We start from the raw sequence: 25,447 nt of genomic DNA on the forward strand, positions 1-25,447 counted from the left end.
TGTGCGGAGGTGGGACGACGAAATCGAATTCTAACGAATTACCGATTTCTGTCCCACTCTCTCCTCATTATTTATACACTTCTTGATAGAATTCGATCTTATCCCCTTTTTTAACAGTGGTTTCAGCAGCACCTTTTGGAGCCATTTCGCCATTGATCTTGTACATCCAGTAAAGACCTTTGGCTTCATCTTGGCTGTGACCGTCAATCGAGGTGATCATGCCATTTTTTTCTTCAATCTTGTAGTTGGCTTTGAGCACTTTCATAAGGTTGCTCTCTTCTGCTACTTTCAAGGTTTTCAATTGCGCTTTTTGACCTTCTGGCGTCACACTAATCGTAATCGAAATTTCGTTTTTCTTGGCAACTTCTGTGCTTGAAGTAGTTGTTTGATTGTTTGTGCTATGAGACGGAGCGCAACTCGCTAAAAGAAGAGCTGCAAGTAAAGTCATCAAGCTAGAAATGGTTTTTTTCAACATAAAATCTCCTAAAGATTTGATAGATAATGGGATAGAAAACGATCGTCGACAGAGCATGGGCAAGGTTAAAACTAAAACCATTGACCAAAGCATAGGTCCACCAAGGAATATGGTATATCAAGGCATAAACAGTATCGATCAAGACCCCATAAGCAAAGGACAGTAGGCCCACAAAAAGGATCTGAAGGACAAAGGGCAACCACTTGTAACTGATGCGCCAAATGAGCATCAAACAGCCAAAGGCGACAATCTGAAAGAACACAATCAAGCTCATCCCCAGGAAAAAGGCGGAGACAAACATGGTGATCATCATCACAAGAAAAGCAAAGCTATACCCTTCAAATATCACCAAGAGAAAAAAGATAGCAGAAATAGGTTGGACATTTGGGAAAGGGGCAAAAGCCTGACGTAGAGCGACACAAAGGGCCGCCAAAAGCGAAATACGGGTTAATCGCTGAAGCGTCATGACGTCCTCCTAGACAATCTCGAACTTGATCGTTCCGGCTGTCGTTCCAACCTTGATGGTTTGCCCTTCTTGGGCTTGGCCTTTCAGCAATAGCTCTGCTAGTTGATCTTCCACTTCGGTCTGCAAGACACGACGCAGTGGGCGAGCTCCCATTTCTGGATCGTAGCCTTTGGTTGCTAGCAACTTGAGCGCTGAAGGCTGGAATTTGAGGGTCATGCCTTGTTCTGCCAAGGTCGCGATGAGCGGTTTGACCATGACTTTCACTACCTGCTGCATGTCCTCGCTTGAGAGACTATGGAAGACCACCTTTTCATCAATCCGGTTGATAAACTCTGGACGATAGGTCTTCTTCAATTCTTCAAACATACGTTTTTCCATATTAGCTTGGTCAAAGCGGATATCTTTGGCACCAAAGCCAACGGTCTTATCATCCCGAAGGGCTGTTGCTCCCAGGTTTGAGGTCATGATGATAATGGTATTGGAGAAGTCGATCTTCCGGCCTTTGCTATCGGTTAAGACTCCGTCATCCAAGACTTGCAAAAGGACATTGAAAATATCTGGGTGGGCTTTTTCCACCTCATCAAATAAGAGAACGGAATATGGTTTGTTGCGGACCTTCTCGGTCAACTCGCCTCCTTCTTCGTAGCCCACATAGCCTGGAGGGGCACCGTTGAGACGGCTGGCCGCGAATTTTTCCATGTACTCACTCATATCAAAACGGATGAGGGCCGATTCATCATCAAACAGAACTTCTGCCAAAGCTTTGGCTAGCTCTGTTTTTCCGACACCGGTAGGTCCTAGGAACATGAAAGAACCGATCGGACGTTTATTGCTACGGATACCTGATTGATTGCGTCGAATAGCCCGACTGATACTCGAAACGGCTTGGTCTTGGCCAATCACGCGCTTGTGCAATTCTGCTTCTAAGTTTAGGTACTTCTTGGCATCGGTTTGGGTCAGTTTTTGAGTTGGAATACCAGATAATTGGCTCAAGGTCACCAAGACATCTTGGTCAGTGACTTCTTTTTTGTAGACAATAGGAGCGGCCTCTACTTCTAAGAGTTGGGCTGCTTTCTTCCACTTGCCATCCATCAAGGCCCGGTCTAAGGCGGTCAACTCTTCTTTTACGTGACCGTTGGAATCGCGGTTTTGTACAGTAGCTGCCGCTTCATCCAAGAGATCAATAGCTGAATCTGGCAATTGACGGCTGGTCAAATAGCGGTGGGCATATTTGACAGCTGTTTCGATCGCTTCATCGGTAATGGTCACATGATGGTGGTCTTGGTAGGTTTCTTTCAAACCTTGGAGAATTTGGATGCTATCTGCAACACTTGGCTCTTCAATGGTGACTTTCGCAAAACGCCGAGAAAGGGCTGCATCTTTTTCGATATGCTTTTGGTACTCATCTTGGGTCGTCGCTCCAACTGTACGCAAGGTTCCCCGTGCCAGGGCTGGTTTTAGAATATTGGCTGCGTCTAAGGTCGAATCAATACCGGATCCTGACCCCATAATAGTATGCAGTTCATCGATAAAGAGAATCACGTGACCGTCTTCTTCGATGTCCTGGATGATATTGTTCATCCGTTCTTCGAAGTCCCCACGGAAGCGCGTCCCTGCAACGACATTCATGAGATCCAATTCAAGGACACGCATTTGCGCGATTTCAGCTGGAACATTGCCACTAGCGACACGCTGGGCCAGACCTAAGGCAAGGGCAGTTTTCCCGACCCCTGCTTCTCCCACCAATACAGGATTGTTCTTCGTCTTGCGGCTGAGGATTTGGATCATGCGTGAAATCTCTGCATCCCGACCAATCACAGGCTCAAGCTGGCCTGTACGCGCCATTTCTGTCAAATCACGGGTATAATCTTCAAGACCTCCACTGGTGCTTGGGGGCATGCCCATCATATTTCCCATGGTTTGGCGGTTAGGGTTTTGGGCGCGATAGAGACTCCGAATGGCTTTAATATCATTCTTGTCCCAGCCTGCCTTGTCTTCTAAATTCTTGCGAAGGGAGGCAATAGGAACTCCCTTGTCTTGCTCTGTAAAGGCAAAGCCAGCAAACTCCATGACTTGGCTAGCCAAGGTCCCACGGTCTGCTAGAAGAGAGAGGAGCACATGCTCTGTTCCCAAGGTCTTAGCATGAAGGACCTGGGCAATCTCTCTTGCGTGTTTCATAATGGCTTCCATCCGATAAGAAAATGGGAAGATTTCATACCGATTGTCGCTTTGAAAAGCTTGGCCTGTGATATGCTCCGCTGCATCCTGAAACTCATCGATCTGCATAGGATAATCGTTCAGTACAGAACCTGCCACGCTATAGGGATTATTGGCCATAGCCGTCAGGAGATGCCAAGTATCTAAGGTATGCCCCTGATAGTGGCCTGCTAGTATTTGGGCCGCTTCTATACTTTCTAACAGTGCTGTTGAATAGTTCATCTAGTCGGTATTTCCTTTTCTATCTACTTGTTGAATGATTTTTTTCAGCATCGTTGCTCGTAGGATAAGAGCATCTCGACCTAGGACCTCATCGGAGGTTGTCGCAAGCAACAGCTGCGTTTCACGTTTTGTCAATAATTTTTCTTCATAGAGCATCTGGAGGATATCATTAAAGACCTGCTGGCTGATGGTCTCTCCAATATTGGCTGCCAAGTCTTGGAGCATCTGATGGTGATCTGAAAACTGGACCTTGCCAATGCGGATATAGCCCCCACCACCGCGCTTGCTCTCTACAATATAGCCTCGGCTCTCGGTAAAACGAGTTTTAATGACATAGTTAATCTGACTGGGTACGACCTGAAAGACATCGGCTAACTCACTTCTTTTGAGCTCTGCCATGCCAGCTTGAGCCAGCAAGGCCTTGATATAAGCTTCAATGCTATCAGATGTGTTCTTATTTGCCATGATGCTCCTTTCTGGCTTGTTTTTTTCTAGATGGATGCTCTGCTCTTTGGCCCATAAAAAATGGCCTTGGAGTGTTCCTTCTCATCATTGACCTTATTTGACTATTATACAATTTTTACGGCTGTAAATAAAGCAAAGACTCTATGGAAAGAGGAATCTCTTAAGAATACAAAGTAAAAGAGGCTAGTGAGAACTAACCTCCTATGCGAAGAATGAACTACTCTTTGCGACGAGCGAATTTGGCGCCTCCGCCCAAGAATCCTAGACCAAGAAGGCCTAACCAAGCAAACAATCCACTTTCTTTTGTACCGGTTTGAGGTAGTTTTCCTTCCGATTGTAGAGAAGGACTTTCAACACCTTCTTTTTCCAGATGGTCTGAAGTCAAAACAGAAACTGCTTCTGGGATTTTCGGTTGAAAGAGAACTGGTCTTTCTTTTTCTTTTTTGTCTTCAGCTTGAGAAAGAGTCGCAACTTCTGGTTGCACCTTACTTGGAGTGACAGGAGTGGTTGGAGTCGGCATATCAGCTATCAACGGACTTTTTTCCGCTTCCTTCGTTCCGACTTCTGTGATCTGGTCCTGGGCATCCACTTCGACAAAGGCATCGACTTCTGTCCGAATTTCTTTGCCTTCTTCTTGTCGGACCTCAATCAATTTCAATCGGCGTCCGACCTTCCCTGCTTGAAGGATCCGGCTCTCGCCCTTGGCCAAGTCCTTGTTCTCACGTGTTTGACTCTCAAATGGAATCTCCTCCGCTTCGATGAGAAGTTCTGGCTTTTCAAGAATCAAATCCCGAATACCTTGATATGGGCGTGTTTGCGTCAGCGGTTCATAATTGTGAGCATCTTCCAAGATGGTTTCAAGGGCTTCGACTTGATTAGCTGCAGCAACCAAATCTGGGCGCTCTTGATCCAACAACTGAGTCAAGTTCGTCAATTGTCCTTGAACAGTTGGTTTGAGGTCTGTTTTCAAGCGCTCGAGAGAAGTAGCCTTGATCTTTTCTACTCCTTCTCTGATGATCTGTTGCAACTCTTCTTGACTGAGTAGCTGACTATCTTTCCCTGAGAGGACAAATCGGTCTACCTGGATGGCTCTAGATGACTGAGGATCATTGAGGGCTGGATCCAGATGCAGGCGTAGCTGATGGTAGCCTTTTGCTAGACCTTGCAGATTGACCAAACTCTGGTCGAGCTTGCGTTGGTCTCCGTAGCCACTGAAATAATGATCGCCTTCGATCTCATAATCATGGCCCCGACCTTCTTCGAAGGCCATTTCTTTTCCATCCAGGGTGACGCTGTAGAGTCCATGACTTGGATCAACCACTCCTCGAACCTCCACACCTGTGCCCTTAAAGGTAATGGTCACTTCAATGTGTTTCTTGCCTTCCTCATCGGTCACTTGGTTAAAGCTGGACCAAGATTCTGTGCCATTTGAGAAGTCTTTGTTGTCTGTCTCATGATGCCAGCCTTGGCTATAGTGCAGTTTTGGATCTTGGTCATCCACTTCTTTGCGATTTTCTGGCAACTGGTCTTCATTCATCACTTGGACTGTCAGTTCTGGAATAAAGCCGACCAGGCTTCCTTGATCCGGATGGAGCAATTTGACCTTAAAGTCATAGACATCGGTCGCTTTTCCTGCAAAATCAAGGGTTGGAACTTGGACTGTTTTTTCTGTCTCGCCATCTGCGAACTCAAGGGTGACGTTGGTATCTTTATAGACCTTGCCATGAACCCCTGTTCCTGGTTCTGTGATCAATTTCAGACTGGCACTTCCTTTAGAGCCACCTTTTCTCTTGACGACGACTTGCGCTGGGTCGCCTTTTTTAACAGCTAGGGTTGGCTGAGCAAATTCAAAGAGACCCTTTTCTTGGTTATTGAGAGCATAAATCCCTTCCGTTGCGATCGCATCTCCCTTGCTATTGACCAAGGTCAAGGTGTGAGATCCTGCTGTCAAATCCGGTGTTTCATAGACCTTTTGGCTACGTTTGCGGCTTGGGCTTTGGGTATTGACGGTCGCTAGCTTTTGGCCATCGACATAGACATCCATTTCCCCATGACCAGGGTCGACAGTTGCGACCACATAGGCCTTAGTGCCTTCAAACTGATAGGTCACCGAAGCTCCCTTTTCCTTGGTCCACATAGAGGTGCCTCGAACGCCTTCTCCCTCTTCATTCCACTGACCATTGGCCCGGTCAGCAGTCCGGTCAGAATGATAAGTCAAACCAAGCGGATAGCCATCAGTTTCTTCAATGCTGGCTGGCGTCTTATAGACAGAGACTCCGTTCAAGATTGGAGTAGCTTGGGCATCGGTGATGGACACCCGGATATAGCGACTATCAACTGGTTGCCCTTTGATCAATCGGCGGTATCCTACAGTTGAGCCAGCCCCATAAGGAACCCATTGGCCATTCACAGCCACATCAATGGTGAAGCCAGAAATCCGTTGGCCTTTCTCGATGGTTTCTTTGAGCTCTACCACATCAAAATGCTGTTCTTTTCCAAGATCCAGGACAAAAGATCCGGTCTTGGCATCATCTGCAGGGGCCCAACTGGTCTTTTCATCACCATCTGTCAAATGGCTGGCCTTGTAGAGCGGGTTGCGTCGTGTCGAGTCAGCTTCTACCAAAGCTCCTGCCGCATAGTTCACACTGTAGAGCTGGTCCAAGGTCTGGCGGAATTCTTTCAAACGGGCTACATCGGCATCCGCAAATTTCCCATCTTGATTGGGTGGAATATTAAGCAAAAGCGGAGTTCCACGACCGACCGATTTGAAGTAAATGTCCATCAATTCGCGCAAGGACTTAGGCTCTTGGTCGTCATGGTAGAACCAGCCGGAGCGAATAGAAACATCCGCTTCTCCCACTGAGTATTGCTTCCCTTCCGGATCCCCGTGATTGAGGTAGCTATTGGATGGATTGTTGCGGATCTTATCTGGATTGACCTTATGCCAAACTGGATCTCCGGCAATCCCCTTTTCATTTCCAATCCAACGAACATTGGTCGGCTCAGCTGAGAAGATAGCAATATCCCCTTGGGCCTTGCGAATGGCTTCAAACCACTTGTCAAAGGTATAGGTGACTTTTTGAGCCCCATCGCCACGCGCTCCATCCATCCAGACTTCTACGAACTTACCCTTGTTCCCATATTTTGGATCTTCAAGGATTTCCTTAAGCTGGTTGAGATAGTATTCATTGTATTTGTCCTCTGTATCCACATGGTAGAGCGGGCTGTGAGCATCCCAAGGAGAGAGGTAGACCCCCATGTCCATATCATACTTGCTGGCAGAAGCAGAAACCTCGGCTAGGACATCACCTTTTCCATCCTTCCAACCACTTTTGGCAATGGTATGGTCGGTGTATTTGGAAGGGTACAAGAGGAAGCCATCGTGGTGCTTGACGACCATGATGGTTCGTTTGAAGCCCGCGTCTTTCAGGGTTTTGATCCACTGATCGGTATCCAGATGCTCTGGATAGAAATAATAAGGGTCTTCTTGCCCATCTCCCCACTCACGATCGTAGTAAGTATTCATCCCAAAGTGGATGAAAGCTGCTAGTTCTTCGCGGTGGTATTGCATCTGAGCCTTGCTTGGAAGTGGTCCATAATCCGCAATCTCAGTCTCCTCATCTAGAGAAGTGGATGGTTGAGTGGCTTCTGTCCCTTGGCTGGCTGTGCGATTTTCTTTCTCGCTAGTAGCTACTGAGGCATGCTCTGATTCTTCTTGGTGCTCGTTCACAGTTTTCTCCTCCTTTCCTTGGTGATCAACATCGCTTGTGTCGACCCGTTCTTCGCGAGTTTCACTCCTCTCAGCTTGTTCCTCTGCGTAACTGGTAGTCACCCCTAAAAAACAAGTCGTTACGACTACCGAGCAGACGCCTACTGAGAGCTTGCGAATGCCAAATCGATTTTTCTGATCAACTAATCTTTTTCCCATATTCTATTCCTTTATGTCACCAGGTAAAGAGGGTGGGGCTCCCCCATCCTCCTTCTTTTACCTGTGAACTTTTCACCGTTTTTTGCTAGTTTCTCTAGCTGTTTTACTTGGCCTTATCGGCTCTTTTTTTCTGATCATCCAGCACAGCACCGGCAAGACCTGCTGCTAAGAGACCTGCCACAAGGCTTGCGACGCTTTCTTCCGTTCCTGTATTTGGTAATCTACCTTCGGAAACTGGAGCAGCTGAAACTGCTGGTGTTTGAGCTGTTTTCTCGACTTCCTTCCCTGCTGCATCTGTCCCTTCCTGACGTACCGCTTTGACCTCAAGAGATGCTTGAGGAGTTGCGGTAGCTACTGGTCCTTCTGAGACATGAGGGCGCTCTGGGTTCGGAAGCGGTTGTGGTTGTGGCTGTGGCTGTGGCTCTGGTTGTGGTTCTGGCTGCGGTTGCGGCTGTGGCTCTGGTTGTGGAGTGTCTGGAAGTACTTCTTTCGTGCCCACCTCTGTGATTTCTGCCACTGGATCTAGCTCTACAAAGGCATCCAGTTCCTTCCGGCTTTCTACACCATTTTCTTGAGAGACTTCCACCAAGCGCAATTTGCGGCCTTTTTGACCTTCTTGAACCACACGTTTCTCACCTTTTGGAAGATCCGCATTTGGACGTTCTAAGCGTTCAAAGTCCATCTCTTCTGGCTCAATCACCAACTCTGGTTTGGTATGGACCAGATTCTTAACCCCTTCTTCAGGAATGGCTGAACCTGTAGGTGCTTTTGCGGAGAGAGAAAGTTGATATACTTTTTCGAGCTTGCCATCTTCTGAGACAACCTTGACAAGAACTGGAGCATTGACACTTTTAGCATCCACGACCGTAACGGCTGTTCCATTCTTGCCTTGTGCTGAAACGATTGGACGTTCTCCCTCATACTCTAGATGATAATCTGTCACATCTGGTTTAAAACCTTCTAGGTCTTTGCCATTGACTTGGATCGTGACGTCAGTTGTTGCCTGGGCCTCTTCTGTTGGGGCATAGGCGCTCAATTCAATGATTCCAATTCCTTTTAGATTTTCATCACGGACCATTCTTAAACGGATGGCTTTGGTTCTGGTTTCGTTGAAGCTGAGGTTAGAGATATAACCAGCTTCAAAGGCATAATCCAAGCTATACGGAATTTCTTCCCAGTTAGAGGCTTGGTTAAATGGATGATCTGGAAGATTCTTCAGATTGCCATAATCATCCGGAACATCAAAGTCTGGACCAATATAGCGTTCAAGAACCGTTTTCGTTGGCAGACCTGTTTCCTGATCTGCAAAGAAGTCGACCGCTACTTTATTGACCAAACGCTCTGTTACTTGACCATTTTTCTTGAAGATAAGACCAGCAAAGGCTTCGGTTTGATCCGGTTCTCTCTTCCAGTTGGTCCAGCGATAGTACTCGTTGTAGCCACCATCATTGATGTAATCGATATAGTCGATTTGATTTGGATCGAGATCATTGGTTTCACTAGCAAATGCCCTGGTATCTTCTGCATTGTAGTCACGATTCACAGAGAGGTTTTCTCCTGTCTTTTCTGACACCCGGACGGTCAGCTGAGCTGTCAGATCATAACCGAGGACCTTTCCTTCTAACGTGAAGCTGCCTTCATGAGAAAGTGCATCAGCTGGGATAGCCTGCCAGTCCACCGTAAGTTCCTTGCGTTCATAACCTGTGTCCCCTTTAAAGTAGACACCTACTGTAGATGGTAGAACTAGATCTTGACCGACTTTCACAAAACGTCTGCCTGCTTCTACTGCTACTGGAGCAGCTTGTTTCAGTTTTTCTGCATCACTTGTGAGATGGAGGCGGTACTCTTGTAAGATAGTACCATCTTCTGCTTTATGGATGACACGGATTGGCTCACCTTCATGGACGCTTGGCACAACCGTTGCAAGGCCGTGATGGCTGGCTGTCGCTTCCACTTGTGGATAAGCCCGATCACGCTCATCGATGTAGTAATCTGTCACACTTGGGTTGACACCTGGCAAAACCTCACCGTTGACACGAATGGTCAACTGGCTCTTTTCTTCTGCCGCAACCTTATTGGCAAAGATTTGAATCTCTGAAATAGAGCTTCCACGTTTGCCTTCTGGTGTCTTCATGCGGATCCGAACGGCATAGGTGTCGACTTTATCAAAACTGAAATGATTCATCTTGCCAGCTGCTACCGGTTCTTCAACGGTTAGGTTGCTGACTTCTTTCCAGTTGGCTGGATTGTTAAATGGATGGTCTGTTTCGTCTTTGACGCGATTTGGATTGCTTGGAACAGTTGGGATTTGTTCCCCTGTATAGTACTCAATCACATATTCACTTGGAGCGCCAACGCCGTGGTCTTCATGGAAACCAACATGGAGGTTGTCCACTGCTCGCTTGGTCAAGATACCAGAATCCCCAAACAAGATACCAACAGAATCTTTCGCATTGTCACGGCCCCAGTTGGTCCAACGGTTAGCTGGAGCATCGGTAAAGGAGATGACCTTATCATTGACCTTAGCAACTGGATCCGCATCGTTAGAGTCACTTGCAAAAGCGAGTGGCAAGACTGAGCCTGTCCATTGCTCTGCTACATTGGCTCCCTTGACTGTGTTTGCGGAAACACGAATATGAAGACGGGTTGGAAGATCCGTTCCTTCTACACGACCGGCTATGACAACTTCTCCTTCTTTGGCCAAGAGTTGCGGATCGACCGCATCCCAGGAAACCTTAGCAGTATAGGTCTTGCCATTGGAGTGATAAGTCCGCACGCTTTCTGGAAGGGCTGGTTTTTCACCAACTGGCGTTGTCGTGCTGACTTCTTCTACAGCGATAATGCCTTCAACGGTGACTTGAGCTTGGGCTTCTTTTTCCACACCCTCTACATGACCTGTGACTGTAAAGCTATGGTAATCCTTGACTTGATCTGCGGTCACAGCATCCCAGGTCACGCGTTTTTCTTTAGGGAATCCCTTGTCATACTCGACCAAGACGGTCTCTGGAAGAGCTGGCAAAACGTTTCGATCCGTACTAATCCGTACAGGACGCACCTTCACAACTGTCTTTTCTTCTGGATTTGGCGTGATGGTAAAGGTGACTTCTCCCGTTTGTCCTTGGTAGTTGGCTTCTAAATGAACCAATCCTGCTTCTCGCAATTCCAAACCTTTATTGGTTGCAACCGCTTTTCCTTGACTACCAGCTGTTGTTTTGACATCGATTTGATCTGCTTTCAGACTTGCTAGACTGCCATCTTGGTAATGGGCAATGACTTCAAGTGGTACCGTTTGGTCTTCCTTGAGTTCCTGTCCTTCTGGCAGACGCAATTCTAGGCGCTGGATCTGTGGACTTTCTTCTTGGAATTGCACCACATAGGTCTGAACAGCTCCCGTATCCTGAGCAGTCACAAAGATTTGAGCTTTCAAACCATTTTCACGGCTAGCTTGTAGGACCGTCACTTGGGCATTTTCTGCACTTGCAGTGACTTGACCTGGTTCTTGACCATAAACCAGCGAACGGAAAATGGTATGGTTACCACTACCAAATTTTGGAAGAGCTACTCCATCTAGCTGAACCGTTGGTTTCTTAGCCTTGGCTACATCTCCTCCTGCAACCACTAGTGTTGCTTGAACCGTTTCCCCATTGCCTAGGAGTCCTGTCGCTTTCAAGCGTGCTCCTGGCGTAGACAACTGATCTTCTTGACCAGCTTCCAAGGTCCATTGATCAACGTCATAGTGAGCACTGGTCCCATCGGTAAAGACTAATTGCACAGCCTTATCCACCGTTGATAGATCTGCTCCCTGTGGGATTTGTTTGATGACTGGAAGGACTTGTTCCACACCGATCACATCGACCAGAGCTTCGACCGTGCGTCCTTGAACATGTCCTGTCACACGGACTTGGCCTGCACGGCTATAGTCTGCCGCATCCCATTCAACGGCTTCTTCTTGGGCCTTGCCATCGCTATAGACCACATTGACCTTACTTGGCAAGGTTGGTTTTTCTCCTAGATAAGCACTTTGTCGAACAGGTTCCACGCCTAATACAGTGCGTTCTGCTTGGTCCTTCTTACCTGTAAAGAGGCTGACTTGGTCTGATTGCAAGCGATCTGAGTCTGCATACAGAGTAAAGGCTCCCGCCTGCTCAGTTGATTTGACAATCACAACCCCTTTGCCATTGAAGGCTTTGCGTTGCCATGAGCCATCTTCCTGCGCTTTGTAGCGTTCACGGCTGGCTTGTTCCCCATTATCGACACCGACAATTTGGCCTTGTCCATGCAAATGGAAATGCACCAAATTATTGGCAGTTGGCACGACACGACCTTCTTCATCGACGATTTCGTAGGTAATATAGGTCAAATCCTTACCGTCCGCTGCAATCGCGTGTTCTTCTTTCAACAAACGAACACTCGCAGGCTTGCCGGCTGTTTCGACTTGATCTTTCGCGATCACTTCTCCTGCTTCGTTGCGCGCAATAGCTTCCACTTTGCCGGGTACATAAGGGACCAACCACTCTAGATAGAGTTCATCCGGATTTGCCCCTTCTTGGTAGGTCCGGCCATCAGCTGTGGTCTTCTTGGTAAAGGTCTTGACTCCTTGTGATTCCCCATTGACAATCAGTTCCACACTGTGGGCATTGGAGAAGGTTCGAACAGGGATCCGTCCTTCTTCATCCATGACACGATTGGCTAATTCTGGATTGTCCCAGTTCCAATGTGGTAAGAGATGCACCATTGGATGTTTCTCAGCCGATACCCATTGACTTTGGTAAAGGTAAAAATCATTCTTTGGAAGGCCGGCCGTATCGACAATACCGAAATAAGAACTTTTCACAGGTGTATCATTTTGGTTGTGCCATGGGGTTGGCTCACCGATATAGTCCGTACCAGTCCAGATAAATTGTCCTGCATAGCCGGCATGATCACGGTCAAAGGTCCAAGAGGCGGTCGCTGTCCGACCCCAACCAACCCGGTCATTGCCGTAGTCTGATTGTTCATAATGGCGGTCTTCTTGGTTGCTGCCGACCCATTCTCTTTCAGGGTGGTAGTAAGAGCCCCGTGTCCGCGTTGCAGAAGAGGTTTCAGAACCATAAATGAGCCAGTTTGGATGTTTGGCCCGTAAGCTTTCATAGTTAGCTTCTGAATAGTTAAATCCAACCGCATCAAGCTCTGCTGCTACCTTTTCATGGCCTCCTGATCCATCACCAAAGCGGAATTTATCAGCTCCCATGGTGACATAGCGGGTTGCATCCACGTCCTTGATGGTCTTGACCAACCGACGAACGGTTGCGACAGATTTGTCTGAACCATCTGCTTCACCGACTTCATTACCGATCGACCACATGACAATGGCTGGATTGTTCTTGCCCCGCTCTACCATGGTCCGTAGATCGTAATCGGACCAAGTATCCCCCTTACGAGCTTCTGGGTGAGTGGCATCCTTTTCAAAGAAACGACCGTAATCGTATTGTTTCTTGCCACCATACCAGGTATCAAAAGCTTCTTCTTGGACCATCAAGCCCAACTCAGCAGCAATTTTTAAGGTTTGTTCACTGGCTGGGTTGTGGGTCGTCCGGATGGCATTGACTCCCATGTCCTTCATCTGTTTGAGACGACGGTATTCAGCCTTGTAATTTTCCTCAGCTCCAAGAGCCCCGTGGTCATGGTGAAGGGATACCCCGTGGAATTTCGTCGCCACCCCATTGAGGAAGAAGCCACCTTCTGGCGTCCAGTTGAGATAGCGATAACCAAAGCGTTCCTTTTGCACATCGACCAACTGCGAATCCCGATAAACCCGCGTATACAAGGTATAGAGAGCTGGATGATCCGTTTTCACATCCCAGAGGGTTGGTTTTTCAACATGGAGGGTTTGAGATAGATTGATCTCTTGACCTGCTAGAACAGCTTGTGCTTCACTGCGCGTTTTTTCGCTCACCACTTGGCCATTTTGATCGACAATTTCATATTCCGCATAAATACTATGGGCTTGATCATCCTGGTTGACAATGCGGCTCTTCACCACTGTATCTACTGCCCCATTTTGCTGTTTTTCCAACTGAGGGGTCGTAATCGTAGTCCCATACTGCGCTAAATGAACCTTGTCCGTTACACTCAGCTTAACATCCCGATAAATCCCGCTACCAGAATACCAACGGCTACTTGGTTGTTGATTGACCACATGAACGGCAATGGTATTTTCACTTCCATCCGCATTCAAATAAGGAGTAATATCATAAGAAAAGGCATTGTAGCCATTTGGATAATGACCGACGAATTGTCCGTTCACATAGACTTTGGAATCCATATAAACCCCGCCAAATTCCAAGCGGACCTTCTTATCTAGATCCTTGTCGTCCAAACGGAAGGTCTTACGATACCAAGCATCCCCTCCGTTTAATTGTCCCCCTTCATTTTGAGCAGGAGAGTTGTGATCGAAATCAAAGAAAATAGACCAGTCATGAGGAAGATCTAATTTTTTCCAATCCTTGACATCCACTTGACGCCCTTCTGCACCAGGAGCCGCATTTAATTTAAAATACCAATCTTTATTAAAATCACGTTCTCGATCTTGCACAATATCCTCCGCTACACGATTTTGATCTGGAGCAGCTGTTGCTTCCGTTCCTGTAGCACGCTCAGATGAAGTAGAAACGGGTTGACCATCGTCTTGAGACGCTGGTTTTTCCTCAGCTCTGGTAGGGGTAATGACAGCTGGAGCTTCTGAAACTCTTGCAACAGCTTCAGGAACTTCCGTTCCTGAATTTTCCGTCACAACACTTGGTGTCTCAATCGAAGTCGGCTCACTTTCGAGGGCTGGCTTTTCTTCCGCATGGACCCTTGAAAGCCCAAAGGCAGAAAGCCCAATCACAACAGAACAAGCTCCAACAGAGAGCTTCCGAATACTAAACACAGGACGCTTTTCAAAAAAAGACTTTCCCATAAGAACCTCCTCTTAGGTTTAACAATTAAATTTGTAAGCGCTTTCTTATATCTGCGAACGCTTACAGAAAATCACATATTAACTATACCAAAAAAAGAGGAGGAATAGGCCTCAATTTCACCCCAACTATAGTTAGATTAAGAATTCCTTTAATTAGTGGAAATCTCCTACGAACCAAAAAAATAGAAGCCAAAGGCTTCTATTTTTTTATGATCTTATAATCCTGGTTCTTGACCAAGTTCAGCAGCCACCATCCAAATATTCTTTTCAAGTTCTGCTTTAGCCCCAACAAAGATATCGTTGGTTACATCGTCGCCTTCAGCGTCGGTAACATCCAAAGCTTTTTGGTAAAGGCCATCAAGGTAATGGAAGATTTCAAGAATACGTGTCAAGCTTTCTTCTACATTTTTTGTAAATGCTCCACGGCGTTCTTCAATATTGCTGTGTTCCAAAAATTCAGTCATGCTAGAATAAGGAGCGCCACCAAGAGTGATCAAGCGTTCGCTCACTTCATCCAAGGTTGCATCCAAGCTGTCCATGTATTCATCCATTTTTGGATGCCAAACCATAAAGCCACGTCCACGCATATACCAGTGTACTTGGTGAAGGGCAATGTGAGCGACGTAGAGATCTGCTACGACTTGGTTCAAGAGGGCTTTTGTTTCTGGAAGAGTTTCTTTATTAGATGGTGCAAAAGTTGCTACATCAGTAGCTGCTTCATGTTTCATAGTTGTCATGTCGTTTCTCCTTTTTATAATGGTTCTAATTAACTATATCTTTATTATATGCTTCCTCCACCAGAAAGTCAAGATAAAAGATTTAAAAAGATCATAGTTGTCAATTGAGAAAAGATACGATAGAATGTAAAAGACTAATCGAAAGGCATAACCAATGAAATATATCTTTACCTTCCTGATCTCCATGGTTCCCCTCGTTGAATTGCGCGGAGCCATCCCTTTTGCCATTGCAAATGGCATTCCACTATGGACAGCGCTTCTGATCGGAGTGATCGGAAATCTTCTCCCTGTTCCTCTGATCTTCTTTTTCGCCCGCCATATCCTCACTTGGGGCGCAAAAAAACCGATCATCGGAGGCTTTTTTAACTGGTGTCTCAATAAGGGTCATAGAGGCGGACAGAAATTAGAAAAAACTGCAGGAGACAAGGGAATCTTCTGGGCCCTACTCCTATTCGTCGGCATTCCTTTACCAGGGACTGGTGCCTGGACCGGTGCCCTTGCATCTTCTATCCTTGACTGGGACTTCAAACGCAGTAGCCTCGCAGTCATGCTCGGAGTAATTCTAGCCGGCCTCATCATGGGGACTCTGTCCCTTCTTCTAGGAATCGATACCTTCGCACACTAACCAAAAGACTGAAGCCTCTTTTTTGCATACAAAAAAGAGGCTTCAGTTCCTCTAAGAGTATAGACAAACTGTTTTTTTACAAATCTAATAAATTCTATAAAACAAAAAAATTTATTTATTAGAATTAATCAGTCATCTACTAAAACTTTCCGCTGTGAGAAAAGTGCTAGAAACAATCATGTTTCTAGCACTCGGGAGTTTTGGAAGTAAAACAGTTCGGGGAATTGTTTTAGCATGAGCCTAAAATTTGAAAAGCGAATGGGTCCAAAACTAATTGAACACGGGCGGCGGATTGTGTCAAAAAGATAAGTTTTCCTAGAATCTAAAGATTCTTCGTTAAACTTCCTATTTTGACTTTATCCGCTGACGCCCTTTGTATCTTAATTAGTCATGGAACTTCTTTGAAGTTCGCTGACGTCCGTACTCACCTAAGGAAAGTTATTTAGATGAATTTATCTTACAAAAAAAGAGGTTCCCATCGAAACCTCTTTTTTTGTATTCTTAGTTGTTAAGAGCCGCTGCCATTGTAGCTGCAACTTCTGATTCAAAGTCGTTAGCTGCTTTTTCGATACCTTCACCAACTTCAAAGCGAGCAAACTCAACTACTGAAGCATTTACTGATTCAAGGTAAGCTTCCACTGTCTTGCTGTCATCCATGATGTAAACTTGTGCAAGAAGAGTGTAGGCTTGGTCAACTTTCGTGTTGTCCAAGAAGAAGCGATCCATTTTACCAGGGATGATTTTATCCCAGATTTTTTCTGGTTTACCTTCAGCTGCCAATTCAGCTTTGATATCTTCTTCAGCTTGAGCGACAACTTCGTCAGTCAATTGAGCTTTAGAACCATACTTCAAGTGTGGAAGAGCTGGTTTACCAACCATTGCACGGCTTTCGTTATCTTGGTCGATGACGTGGTTCAATTGTGCTAATTCGTCTTTCACGAATTGCTCATCCAATTCTTTGTATGAAAGAACAGTTGGTTTCATTGCAGCGATGTGCATTGAGATTTGTTTAGCAAGTGCTTCGTCTCCACCTTCGATCACAGAGATAACACCGATACGTCCACCGTTGTGTTGGTAAGCACCGAAGTGTTGTGCATCTGTTTTTTCAAGCAAAGCAAAACGACGGAATGAAATCTTTTCACCGATTGTAGCTGTTGCAGATACATATGCAGCTTCAAGAGTTTCACCTGAAGGCATTGTCAAAGCAAGAGCTTCTTCATTGCTAGCCGGCTTCCCTTCAGCGATCACTTTCGCTGTTGCGTTTACCAATTCAACGAATTGAGCGTTTTTCGCAACGAAGTCAGTTTCAGCGTTCACTTCAACAACTGCTGCAACGTTACCGTCTACATAAACACCAGTCAAACCTTCAGCGGCAACACGGTCAGCTTTCTTAGCTGCTTTAGCCATACCTTTTTCGCGAAGCAATTCGATCGCTTTTTCGATATCACCATCAACTTCAACCAATGCTTTTTTAGCGTCCATGACACCAGCACCAGATTTTTCACGCAATTCTTTTACAAGCTTAGCTGTAATTTCTGCCATTTTTGTTCTCCTATATTTTTTTAATAAAATAAGAGGGTCGGGCTGAGCCCTGCCCTCTTAGGTTCGTTACTTATTGAATGAAATTAAGCGTTGTCGCCTTCTACAACTTCAACGATTTCTTCGATTGAATCAGCTTGGCTTTCAGTAGCTGCCAATTCAGCTTCTACTGTAGCAACACTGTCTTCACCTTGACGACCTTCGATAACAGCATCAGCCATTTTCGCAGTGATCAATTTAACAGCGCGGATAGCGTCATCGTTCGCTGGGATGATAACATCGATATCATCTGGGTCAGTGTTTGTGTCGACCATCGCTACAACTGGGATACCCAATTTCTTAGCTTCTTTAACAGCGATTTGTTCTTTATGTGGATCCACAACGTACATTACGTCTGGAATACGAGGCATGTTTTCGATACCGCCCAAGAATTTTTCAAGACGAGCGCGTTGTTTGTTCAACAATGCAACTTCTTTCTTAGGAAGAACTTCGAAAGTTCCATCTTCTTCCATGCGTTTGATTTCTTTCAAACGAGCGATACGTTTTTGGATTGTTCCCCAGTTAGTAAGAGTTCCACCCAACCAACGGTGGTTGATGAAATATTGACCTGAACGAACAGCTTCTTCTGCAACAGCATCAGCAGCTTGTTTCTTAGTACCTACGAACAAGATCACTGCATCATTTGCAGCTGCATCACGCATGAAGTCGTATGCTTGGTCTGCATATTTTACAGTTTGTTGCAAGTCGATCACGTGGATTCCGTTACGTTCTGTGAAGATGTACTTAGCCATCTTAGGGTTCCAGCGACGAGTTTGGTGACCGAAGTGTACACCAGCCTCAAGAAGTTGTTTCATTGAAATTACTGCCATGAGTAGTTTCTCCTTTTTTGTTTTTTTCTCCTCTCTCAGACGTCAACTTGCAACACGACCACAAGGGCAACGGTGTCACAATGGATCCGAGATGAGTATTTGCTGTCTTAGACAACTCTATAAGTATAGCAGAAATCCCTAGAATTCGCAAGCTATTTGAGAGATTTTTTCAGCATTCTTCATCTGTAATGATTTGAAGGAAAAAGTTTTTCTTGACCTATCTTGTTTTTTAGGTTACAATATTATATGTTACGGCGGTATAGCCAAGTGGTAAGGCACGGCTCTGCAAAAGCTTGATCGTCGGTTCAAATCCGTCTACCGCCTTGATAATAAAATTTTTTATCATCTTTTATCTTTTAAAAATTCCCCTAGCAATAGGGGATTTTTTGTTTCCATTTGCTCCATTCCTTGATTATTGATATAATAAAATCTCGCCTGATCGGCGAAGTACATTAGAAAGGGTCATTATGAAAAACATTCGTTTCTTTACGATCGGCCTTCTTTCACTAGTAACACTAGCAGCTTGCTCACCTGCCAATTCTGGGCAACCAGCAAAAACAGCTTCTAGTTCTAGAAAACCGATCAAACAATCTTCAACCAAAACATCATCTAGTAAACCGTCGAGCACTTCTTCAGACAGCACTAGCTCAGATGATTTTTCAGATCGCTTCAGCTTGGATCCAGATGATGGCGCATCTCTCCAATATGTGCCAGGAGCTGCATCTATTCCTGAGATCGAAAAGCTTAAGAACCTCCACCCTACCACTGGTTTTGTATTAAGAACCGAAGATGGACAAGAGGTTGGTGGGCCAAAAGAAAGAAGCAGTTACGATGACGTAGTTGCAGCCTTTGGTCAACCCGTAAGTAGTACAGACAGTGCGAATCCTGGCGATGGGGTCAATGTTTGGGCAACAGACAATGGCGATATCATGGCTTTCTTTCGTAATAATGTGTTAACAGATATCACCTTCCGACTAAGAGGGGGCGATGCCAACCACCAGTCTACTGGCAGCATTTCCAAATCCGATACACCAAAAACAGCTCTCGAGCGTCTCGGAAAACCCTATGCCATTATGCGTTCAGAAAATGGGACTAGCTATGTCTATAAAGATAGCAACGGAGATGAATCTAGCTTCTCTACACAAGGAAATAAGATCTTCAATGTTACGTCTGCTGCAGAAACCAAGCAGTTAAAAAAGATCACAGGTCTGGATAAAAATCAATAACGATCCATACAAAGAGGCTAGGACAAAAGTCCTAGCCTCTTAATTATTTTTGGATTGTCGAGCAAGACGCAGTGGTTGAGTGCTCAAAGCACTGCTTTGAGGTGGTGGATAGAACTTGCGAAGCAAGTATCCTAAGTCTTTGTTCGCTTTTTAAGCTTCAAAAATACCCTATGTTGACGGAAACTATGTTTCCTTTATCTGCAACCTTCAACAGTCTCCCAGACTGTTAAAGCTGTCCCACTCTCTCTTTCTTACAATTCAGCAATTTGGTTCAAATTCACTTCTGCAACCGTATCGTTACCGAACATAGAAATGACCATTTTCACCTTGTTGTTATCAATTTCAGTGATCTTACCAGTATAGTCTGTGAAGGCACCGTCGATGATACGAACTGTATCGCCTACCTTGACATCCAAATCAAACTCTTGAACGGTTTGACCCATAGAGAGCAAGATACTGCGGATTTCTTCTTCCAACAATGGAGTTGGTTTTGAACGGTTTCCGTGGGATCCAACGAAACCAGTAACGTTCGGGGTATTCCGGACAACAAACCAAGCTTCATCTGTCATGACCATTTCGACCAAGACATAACCTGGGAAGCGGTTTTCTTCGATTTCTTTTGTTTTACCGTTTTTCTCAACTTGTACGGTTTGAGTTGGAATCTCTACGCGCAAGATGTTTTCTAACATATTGTAAGTTTGCGCACGTTGCAAAAGATTCTCTTTTACCTTGTTTTCATATCCTGAGTAGGTTTGTAGTACAAACCAGCCTTTATCAAAACTGTCCATTTGGGCATCCTTTCTTTCTGTTTAGCCTGCTCGAGCTTTTGTGAACATACTAAAAAAAGCCTCTTGGCTTTCCTTTTCCTAGCTTCATTATACCACATTTTGCCGGAATGCAAAGAGGTTTGCTGATTTATTTTTAAGAAAAACCATAAAAAGCAGGACCCTTGGGATCCCGCCTGGCTTCTTTTCTTAAAAGAAATTGATCATGTGCAATAGGCCACGTGCAATGACTTTGTCAAACAAATAAATCAATGCAACAAAGAAAGCGGTGTACTCAATCACTGAGATAAAGTTTTTCCATCTTTCCTTGCGATTTGGCCAAGTTGTATCTTTTAGTAAGACGAAAATATCTTTAATGAATTTCACAACTCTCTCCTATCGTGTTTCTTTATGGATGGTATACTTGCTGCAATGCTTGCAGAATTTATTGACTTCTAGACGTGTTGGTTTTGGCGTCCCACTCAACTTAATGGAGTAATTGCGTGACCCACAAACCGTACACGCTAGACTTGCTTTTTTTAATGCCATAACGCCTCCGTTCACCCCATTATAGCAAGTTTTCCACGTTTTGACAAGAACAGAAAATCTCCTGTCAAGAAAAAAACAAATCTAAAGCGTTATCACTCTGGTTTTCTCCTCATTTTTGGTAAAATAAAACAAAAGGAGACGAATATGAAAAGTGATAACCTAAAAGAAAGTAGAAATATCGAAGACCGCAGGGGGCAAAGCTACTCCCAGTCTTCAGGCAATAGTAATCTTGGCGGAGGCATTTTACAGATCTTACTATCGCCGGGGAGCTTCAAAAGTAAGATCGTCCTCATCCTTCTTCTGGTTCTTCTAGGAGGTGGTGGCGCTAGCCTTGGGGGTCTCTTTGGAAATGGGACTTCACAACCTTACCAGTCCACCCAAGTCACGCGCACCAATAAGACCCATGTCGACGATGCAGACGCCCAGTTCGTCAGCAAAGTCCTTGGGACAACAGAAGATCATTGGCACAAGGTCTTTCAAGCAGAAGGACGGACCTACCAGGAGCCCAAACTAGTCTTCTATACCGGACGGACAAAGACAGGCTGTGGGGTTGGGCAAGCATCGGCTGGCCCCTTCTACTGTCCAACCGATAAGAAAATTTATTTGGATATGAGTTTCTACAAGGAATTGACTACCAAATACAAGGCTAGCGGCGACTTTGCCATGGCCTACGTCATCGCCCATGAAGTCGGTCACCACGTACAAAATGAGCTGGGAATCCTTGGCAAATACCACCGAATGCAGCAAGGACTTTCTGAGAAGGAACGAAATGCCATCAGCGTCCGCATCGAGCTGCAAGCAGATTACCTAGCAGGTGTCTGGGCCCGCTCCATTCAAGACCGAAACCTTTTGGATATCGGTGATATCGAAGAAGCCATGAATGCGGCCCATGCAGTCGGTGACGACACTCTCCAGGAGCAAGCATACGGCTACTCGGTGCCAGATAGCTTTACCCACGGGACTTCGGAGCAACGCATGCGCTGGTTCAAACGGGGCTACCAGTACGGGGATCTCCAACACGGCGATACCTTTAGCTTGTCAGATAGTGAACTTTAATTAAAAACGATTCAGAAGAATTTCTGAATCGTTTTTTTGATTAGAAACCAAGCCAACCTTTAAAGGTATCCCAAGCATTTTTCGCTTTTCCTGGGATATCGGCCTCGTCGATTGCTTTTTTCGCATCATCGACCATATTCGACGCCTTTTCTTTGACATCCTCAAAGAAACCTTTGTCTTCTTTGCTGTCTGTTTCTGTCGTTTCTTCTCCGACTGGCGCAATGCCATTTTCAGCATAAGAGTTCTTCACCGAATCAAACTGGGTACCGTCTGTATAAGGCAGGACACTGTTGGCAACATTACGGAAAATCTCTGACGCCGTTCCGGCACTACTATCGGTCAGGTAATGACCTTCATCGGTCGTTGGGAAACCAAGCCATTGACTGATGACCACATCTGGCGTGTAGCCGATCACCCATTGGTCTCCAGAGAGGTCCTTGTTAAAGCTGGTCTCTGTCGTACCGGTTTTCCCTGCCATGGTATAACCATAAGGCGCAGCGTTAACCCCCGTACCATTACTGAAGGTTCCCAGCATCATATTGGTCATCTTATCCGTTGTGGATCCACTGAGCACTCGTGTTGATTTCTGACTGTGGCTCTTGACCACTTGGCCACTGGCATTTTCGATCTTAGTAATGAGGTGGGCATCATTCATGACCCCGCCATTGGCGAAGGTTCCATAGGCTTGGGCCATCTGCATCGGATTGGTTGTCACACCAGCTCCCAAGGCAACAGCAAGCGACTTGTCCACCTTGTCCATGTTGAGACCGAATTTTTTCCCGTACTCAAAGACTGTATTGAGACCCAATTCATTAGCGGTCGCTACTGCTGGAAGGTTGAGGGATTCTGCCAAGGCTTGGTACATCGGTACCGTTGGGCTCGACTGGATTCCTGCATAGTTATTGACTTCATAACTTCCGTATTGGGTGGTACTATTATCCAGTTCCTTATTGGTCGACCAACCTTCTGCAACAGCTGGGCTATAAACCACTAAAGGTTTGATGGTCGATCCCGGACTACGAGCAGCCTGGGTCGCATAGTTGTAGGTCCGAAATCCTGGATTTTGATCGCTTCCGACACGACCTACGAGAGCCCGAACTCCACCAGTCTTAGGATCAAGGGCCACACTACCGGACTCTGCGCGCGTGCCGTCTTCCGCTACTGGGAAGAGGGCTGTATTGTCATAGATTACCTGCATGCTTGCTTGGTAATTTTGATCCAGCTCGGTGTAGATCCGGTAGCCATTTTTGACAATATCTTCTTCGGTGAGACCGTATTCGTTGACAGCTTCATTGATGACCGCATCAAAATAGGATGGGTAGCGGTAGTCCTCTGACTTGCCTTCATAGGCATCGACTAGCTGGCCATGGATATCAACAGCAGCAGATTGATCGGCTGTTGCCTGGTCAATATAGCCGGCCGCTACCATATTTTGAAGGACCGTATTGCGGCGGTTGGTCGCATTCTCTACTGAATAGAGCGGGTTATAGATCTCCGGTCCCTTGAGCATGCCTGCGAGAACCGCTGACTGATCTAGGCTTAATTGACTGGCTGAAACCCCAAAATACTTCTTGGAAGCATCCTCAATTCCCCAAACCCCATTTCCAAAATAGGCATTGTTGAGGTACATGGTGAGGATCTCTTTTTTACTGTATTTCTTATTGATTTCAAGTGCCAGGAAGAATTCCTTGGCCTTGCGCTCCACCGTCTGGTCCTGGGACAGATAAGCATTTTTAGCTAGCTGCTGGGTGATGGTCGATCCACCACCTGAGCGACCCAGTGTCAAAATTGCTAAGAAGAAGCGACCATAGTTGATCCCACTATTCTTGTAAAAGCTCCGGTCCTCTGTTGCGACCACGGCATTTTGCAGATTCTCACTAATGGCATCGAGTTCGACGTAGGTTCCTTTTTGTCCGGTCAAACTTCCAGCCTGGTCCCCATTCTTATCATAGATAATGGTGGTCGCCTTCAGTGCATTCTGCAAATCCTTGACGTTGGTCGTCTTTGCGAGATAGAAGAGATAGCCCCCTGTCAAGAGACTAAAGCCTAGTCCAATGATCAGGAGAATCTTGGTCAAATGGAATCGGCGCCAAAAACGACGGAAGGGGTGCTGAGAGAGAGGCTTGCTTCTGTGCTTGCCTGAGCGACTATAAGTTGGCTCCACTGTCTCTTCCGGCAATTCCGTGTCGGGCACTTCTTCTGCCACTGCTTTGGGCGGATGATCCTTTCTAAAAAAAGTGATCAGATTTTCAAATAATTCTTTTATTCTATTCATACCTGTTATTGTAACACCTTATCCTTGTCCTAGCAAGAAAAGATAGCTCCTCGCTATTTCTCATTTAGTTTTCTTTAAGCTTAGATTTTGCTACAATAGGGTCATGAACTATCAATTTACCATTCCAGAATCTTTTCCCCAGATGACTGTGAAAGAGCTCCTTGAAGACTACTTCCTCATCCCCCGTAAGATCCGGCATTTTTTACGGGTCAAAAAACACGTCTTGGTGAATGGAGAGATCATCAACTGGCAGAGCCCCGTTCAAAAAGGAGACCAGATCCAGCTGATCTTTGACGCAGACGATTACCCTGAAAAAGAGCTCCTAGAAGGAGACCCCAGTCTTGTCGAAGAACTCTATCAAGATGAGCACGTCATCATCGTCAATAAGCCCGAAGGCATGAAAACCCATGCCAACGAACCGATGGAAATTGCTCTTCTCAACCATGTTTCCAGCTATGTTGGATCCACCTGCTACGTCGTGCACCGGTTAGATAAGGAAACCAGCGGAGCGATTTTATTTGCCAAGAATCCTTTTATCCTGCCTATTCTCAACCGAATTTTGGAAGATAAAAAAATCCAACGCGAGTACTGGGCCTTGATCCAAGGAAGTTTAGCGCAAAAGACCATCATCTACAAGGATAAAATCGGACGTGATCGCCACGATCGGCGCAAGCGCCTGGTCGATCCACGCAAGGGGCAGTATGCAGAAACCCAGGTGACGCAACTGAAAAAAATCGGGCGAAACAGCCTGGTCAAATGCCAGCTCAAGACGGGCCGTACCCATCAGATCCGGGTTCATCTCTCCCATCATGGGCACCCGATTGTCGGGGATCCTCTCTATAACCCTGAACGCAGAGAGCGACTCATGCTCCATGCTCACCGCTTGACCTTCACCAATCCATTAACGCTTGAAACCATCCAAGTCGAGGCCCCTTCTAAGAGTTTCGAAGAAGGGTTGAAAGCTTGAAAAAAGAAGCCACAGGATTCTTTTAGATTGAAGACAAAGTCATATTAAAAACTTTCCTTAGGTAAGTACGGACGTCAGCGAACTTCTACGAAGTTCCATGACTAATTATTGAGCCTAAGGTCTCAAT

The 25,447-nt window shown here is 45.8% G+C and carries 17 protein-coding genes and 1 tRNA gene; 5 read left to right on the forward strand and 13 right to left on the reverse strand.

All coding sequences use genetic code 11. The features are described 5' to 3' along the window. Positions 1 to 67: 67 nt before the first annotated feature. The 7 genes from ADI76_RS02135 to ADI76_RS02165 form a co-directional block, all read right to left on the reverse strand. Positions 68 to 475, reverse strand: a complete 408-nt coding sequence (locus ADI76_RS02135; protein WP_049485779.1) for a DUF4430 domain-containing protein — start codon at positions 473 to 475, stop codon at positions 68 to 70. Next, positions 453 to 941 carry a hypothetical protein gene (locus ADI76_RS02140; RefSeq protein WP_049514427.1) on the reverse strand — a complete coding sequence of 163 codons (489 nt, stop codon included), beginning with the start codon at positions 939 to 941 and terminating at the stop codon, positions 453 to 455. Before ADI76_RS02140 ends, ADI76_RS02135 begins: the two co-directional genes overlap by 23 nt. A gap of 9 nt (positions 942 to 950) precedes the next feature. Further along, positions 951 to 3,380 (reverse strand): ATP-dependent Clp protease ATP-binding subunit, encoded by a 2,430-nt coding sequence (locus ADI76_RS02145; protein WP_049514428.1) that lies wholly within the window; start codon positions 3,378 to 3,380, stop codon positions 951 to 953. Further along, a complete protein-coding gene (locus ADI76_RS02150; protein ID WP_049472688.1) occupies positions 3,381 to 3,845 on the reverse strand; it encodes a CtsR family transcriptional regulator in 465 nt (154 codons plus the stop codon). 217 nt (positions 3,846 to 4,062) lie between these two features. Beyond that, the gene (locus ADI76_RS02155; RefSeq protein WP_049514430.1) at positions 4,063 to 7,773 is read right to left on the reverse strand and encodes an alpha-L-fucosidase; all 3,711 of its coding nucleotides are present in this window, start codon (positions 7,771 to 7,773) and stop codon (positions 4,063 to 4,065) included. Between the two features lie 103 nt (positions 7,774 to 7,876). Beyond that, on the reverse strand, positions 7,877 to 14,713 hold the full coding sequence (locus ADI76_RS02160) for an Ig-like domain-containing protein (RefSeq protein WP_049514432.1): 6,837 nt from the start codon (positions 14,711 to 14,713) through the stop codon (positions 7,877 to 7,879). Between the two features lie 215 nt (positions 14,714 to 14,928). Beyond that, positions 14,929 to 15,450 (reverse strand): Dps family protein, encoded by a 522-nt coding sequence (locus tag ADI76_RS02165; RefSeq protein WP_049514433.1) that lies wholly within the window; start codon positions 15,448 to 15,450, stop codon positions 14,929 to 14,931. Positions 15,451 to 15,604: 154 nt separating this feature from the next. Here ADI76_RS02165 and ADI76_RS02170 point away from each other — a divergent pair, with 154 nt between their 5' ends. Continuing rightward, entirely contained in the window at positions 15,605 to 16,075 is a 471-nt protein-coding gene (locus ADI76_RS02170; protein ID WP_049514435.1) for a COG2426 family protein, read from the forward strand. A 501-nt stretch (positions 16,076 to 16,576) separates the two neighbouring features. On the opposite strand, the gene tsf is transcribed toward ADI76_RS02170, so the two are convergent. Both tsf and rpsB read right to left on the reverse strand, forming a co-directional pair. Next, positions 16,577 to 17,617: a translation elongation factor Ts gene (gene tsf / locus ADI76_RS02175; RefSeq protein ID WP_049514437.1), complete on the reverse strand. Its 1,041-nt coding sequence runs from the start codon at positions 17,615 to 17,617 to the stop codon at positions 16,577 to 16,579. 83 nt (positions 17,618 to 17,700) lie between these two features. Then, the gene (gene rpsB, locus ADI76_RS02180) at positions 17,701 to 18,483 is read right to left on the reverse strand and encodes a 30S ribosomal protein S2 (RefSeq protein WP_049514439.1); all 783 of its coding nucleotides are present in this window, start codon (positions 18,481 to 18,483) and stop codon (positions 17,701 to 17,703) included. Positions 18,484 to 18,736: 253 nt separating this feature from the next. Here rpsB and ADI76_RS02185 point away from each other — a divergent pair. Beyond that, positions 18,737 to 18,807, forward strand: a tRNA-Cys gene (locus ADI76_RS02185). A 143-nt stretch (positions 18,808 to 18,950) separates the two neighbouring features. Next, on the forward strand, positions 18,951 to 19,709 hold the full coding sequence (locus ADI76_RS02190; RefSeq protein ID WP_049514441.1) for a hypothetical protein: 759 nt from the start codon (positions 18,951 to 18,953) through the stop codon (positions 19,707 to 19,709). A 251-nt stretch (positions 19,710 to 19,960) separates the two neighbouring features. Here ADI76_RS02190 and nusG read toward each other — a convergent pair whose 3' ends face one another. The 3 genes from nusG to rpmG form a co-directional block, all read right to left on the reverse strand. Next, positions 19,961 to 20,497 carry a transcription termination/antitermination protein NusG gene (nusG, locus tag ADI76_RS02195; protein WP_003002077.1) on the reverse strand — a complete coding sequence of 179 codons (537 nt, stop codon included), beginning with the start codon at positions 20,495 to 20,497 and terminating at the stop codon, positions 19,961 to 19,963. A 186-nt stretch (positions 20,498 to 20,683) separates the two neighbouring features. Beyond that, entirely contained in the window at positions 20,684 to 20,860 is a 177-nt protein-coding gene (gene secE, locus ADI76_RS02200) for a preprotein translocase subunit SecE (RefSeq protein ID WP_003002261.1), read from the reverse strand. A 9-nt stretch (positions 20,861 to 20,869) separates the two neighbouring features. Continuing rightward, positions 20,870 to 21,022 carry a 50S ribosomal protein L33 gene (rpmG, locus tag ADI76_RS10855; RefSeq protein WP_003009043.1) on the reverse strand — a complete coding sequence of 51 codons (153 nt, stop codon included), beginning with the start codon at positions 21,020 to 21,022 and terminating at the stop codon, positions 20,870 to 20,872. A 144-nt stretch (positions 21,023 to 21,166) separates the two neighbouring features. Between rpmG and ADI76_RS02205 the strand changes: the two genes are divergently transcribed. After that, the gene (locus ADI76_RS02205) at positions 21,167 to 22,078 is read left to right on the forward strand and encodes a KPN_02809 family neutral zinc metallopeptidase (RefSeq protein WP_049514442.1); all 912 of its coding nucleotides are present in this window, start codon (positions 21,167 to 21,169) and stop codon (positions 22,076 to 22,078) included. Between the two features lie 40 nt (positions 22,079 to 22,118). On the opposite strand, the gene pbp2a is transcribed toward ADI76_RS02205, so the two are convergent. Further along, complete coding sequence (pbp2a, locus tag ADI76_RS02210; RefSeq protein WP_049514444.1) at positions 22,119 to 24,353, reverse strand: penicillin-binding protein PBP2A; 2,235 nt, start codon at positions 24,351 to 24,353, stop codon at positions 22,119 to 22,121. A 103-nt stretch (positions 24,354 to 24,456) separates the two neighbouring features. Between pbp2a and ADI76_RS02215 the strand changes: the two genes are divergently transcribed. After that, complete coding sequence (locus ADI76_RS02215; RefSeq protein ID WP_049514447.1) at positions 24,457 to 25,320, forward strand: RluA family pseudouridine synthase; 864 nt, start codon at positions 24,457 to 24,459, stop codon at positions 25,318 to 25,320. The last annotated feature ends 127 nt before the right edge of the window (positions 25,321 to 25,447 follow it).

The organism is Streptococcus parasanguinis, from assembly GCF_001074805.1.
Classification (GTDB): Bacteria; Bacillota; Bacilli; order Lactobacillales; family Streptococcaceae; genus Streptococcus; species Streptococcus parasanguinis_A.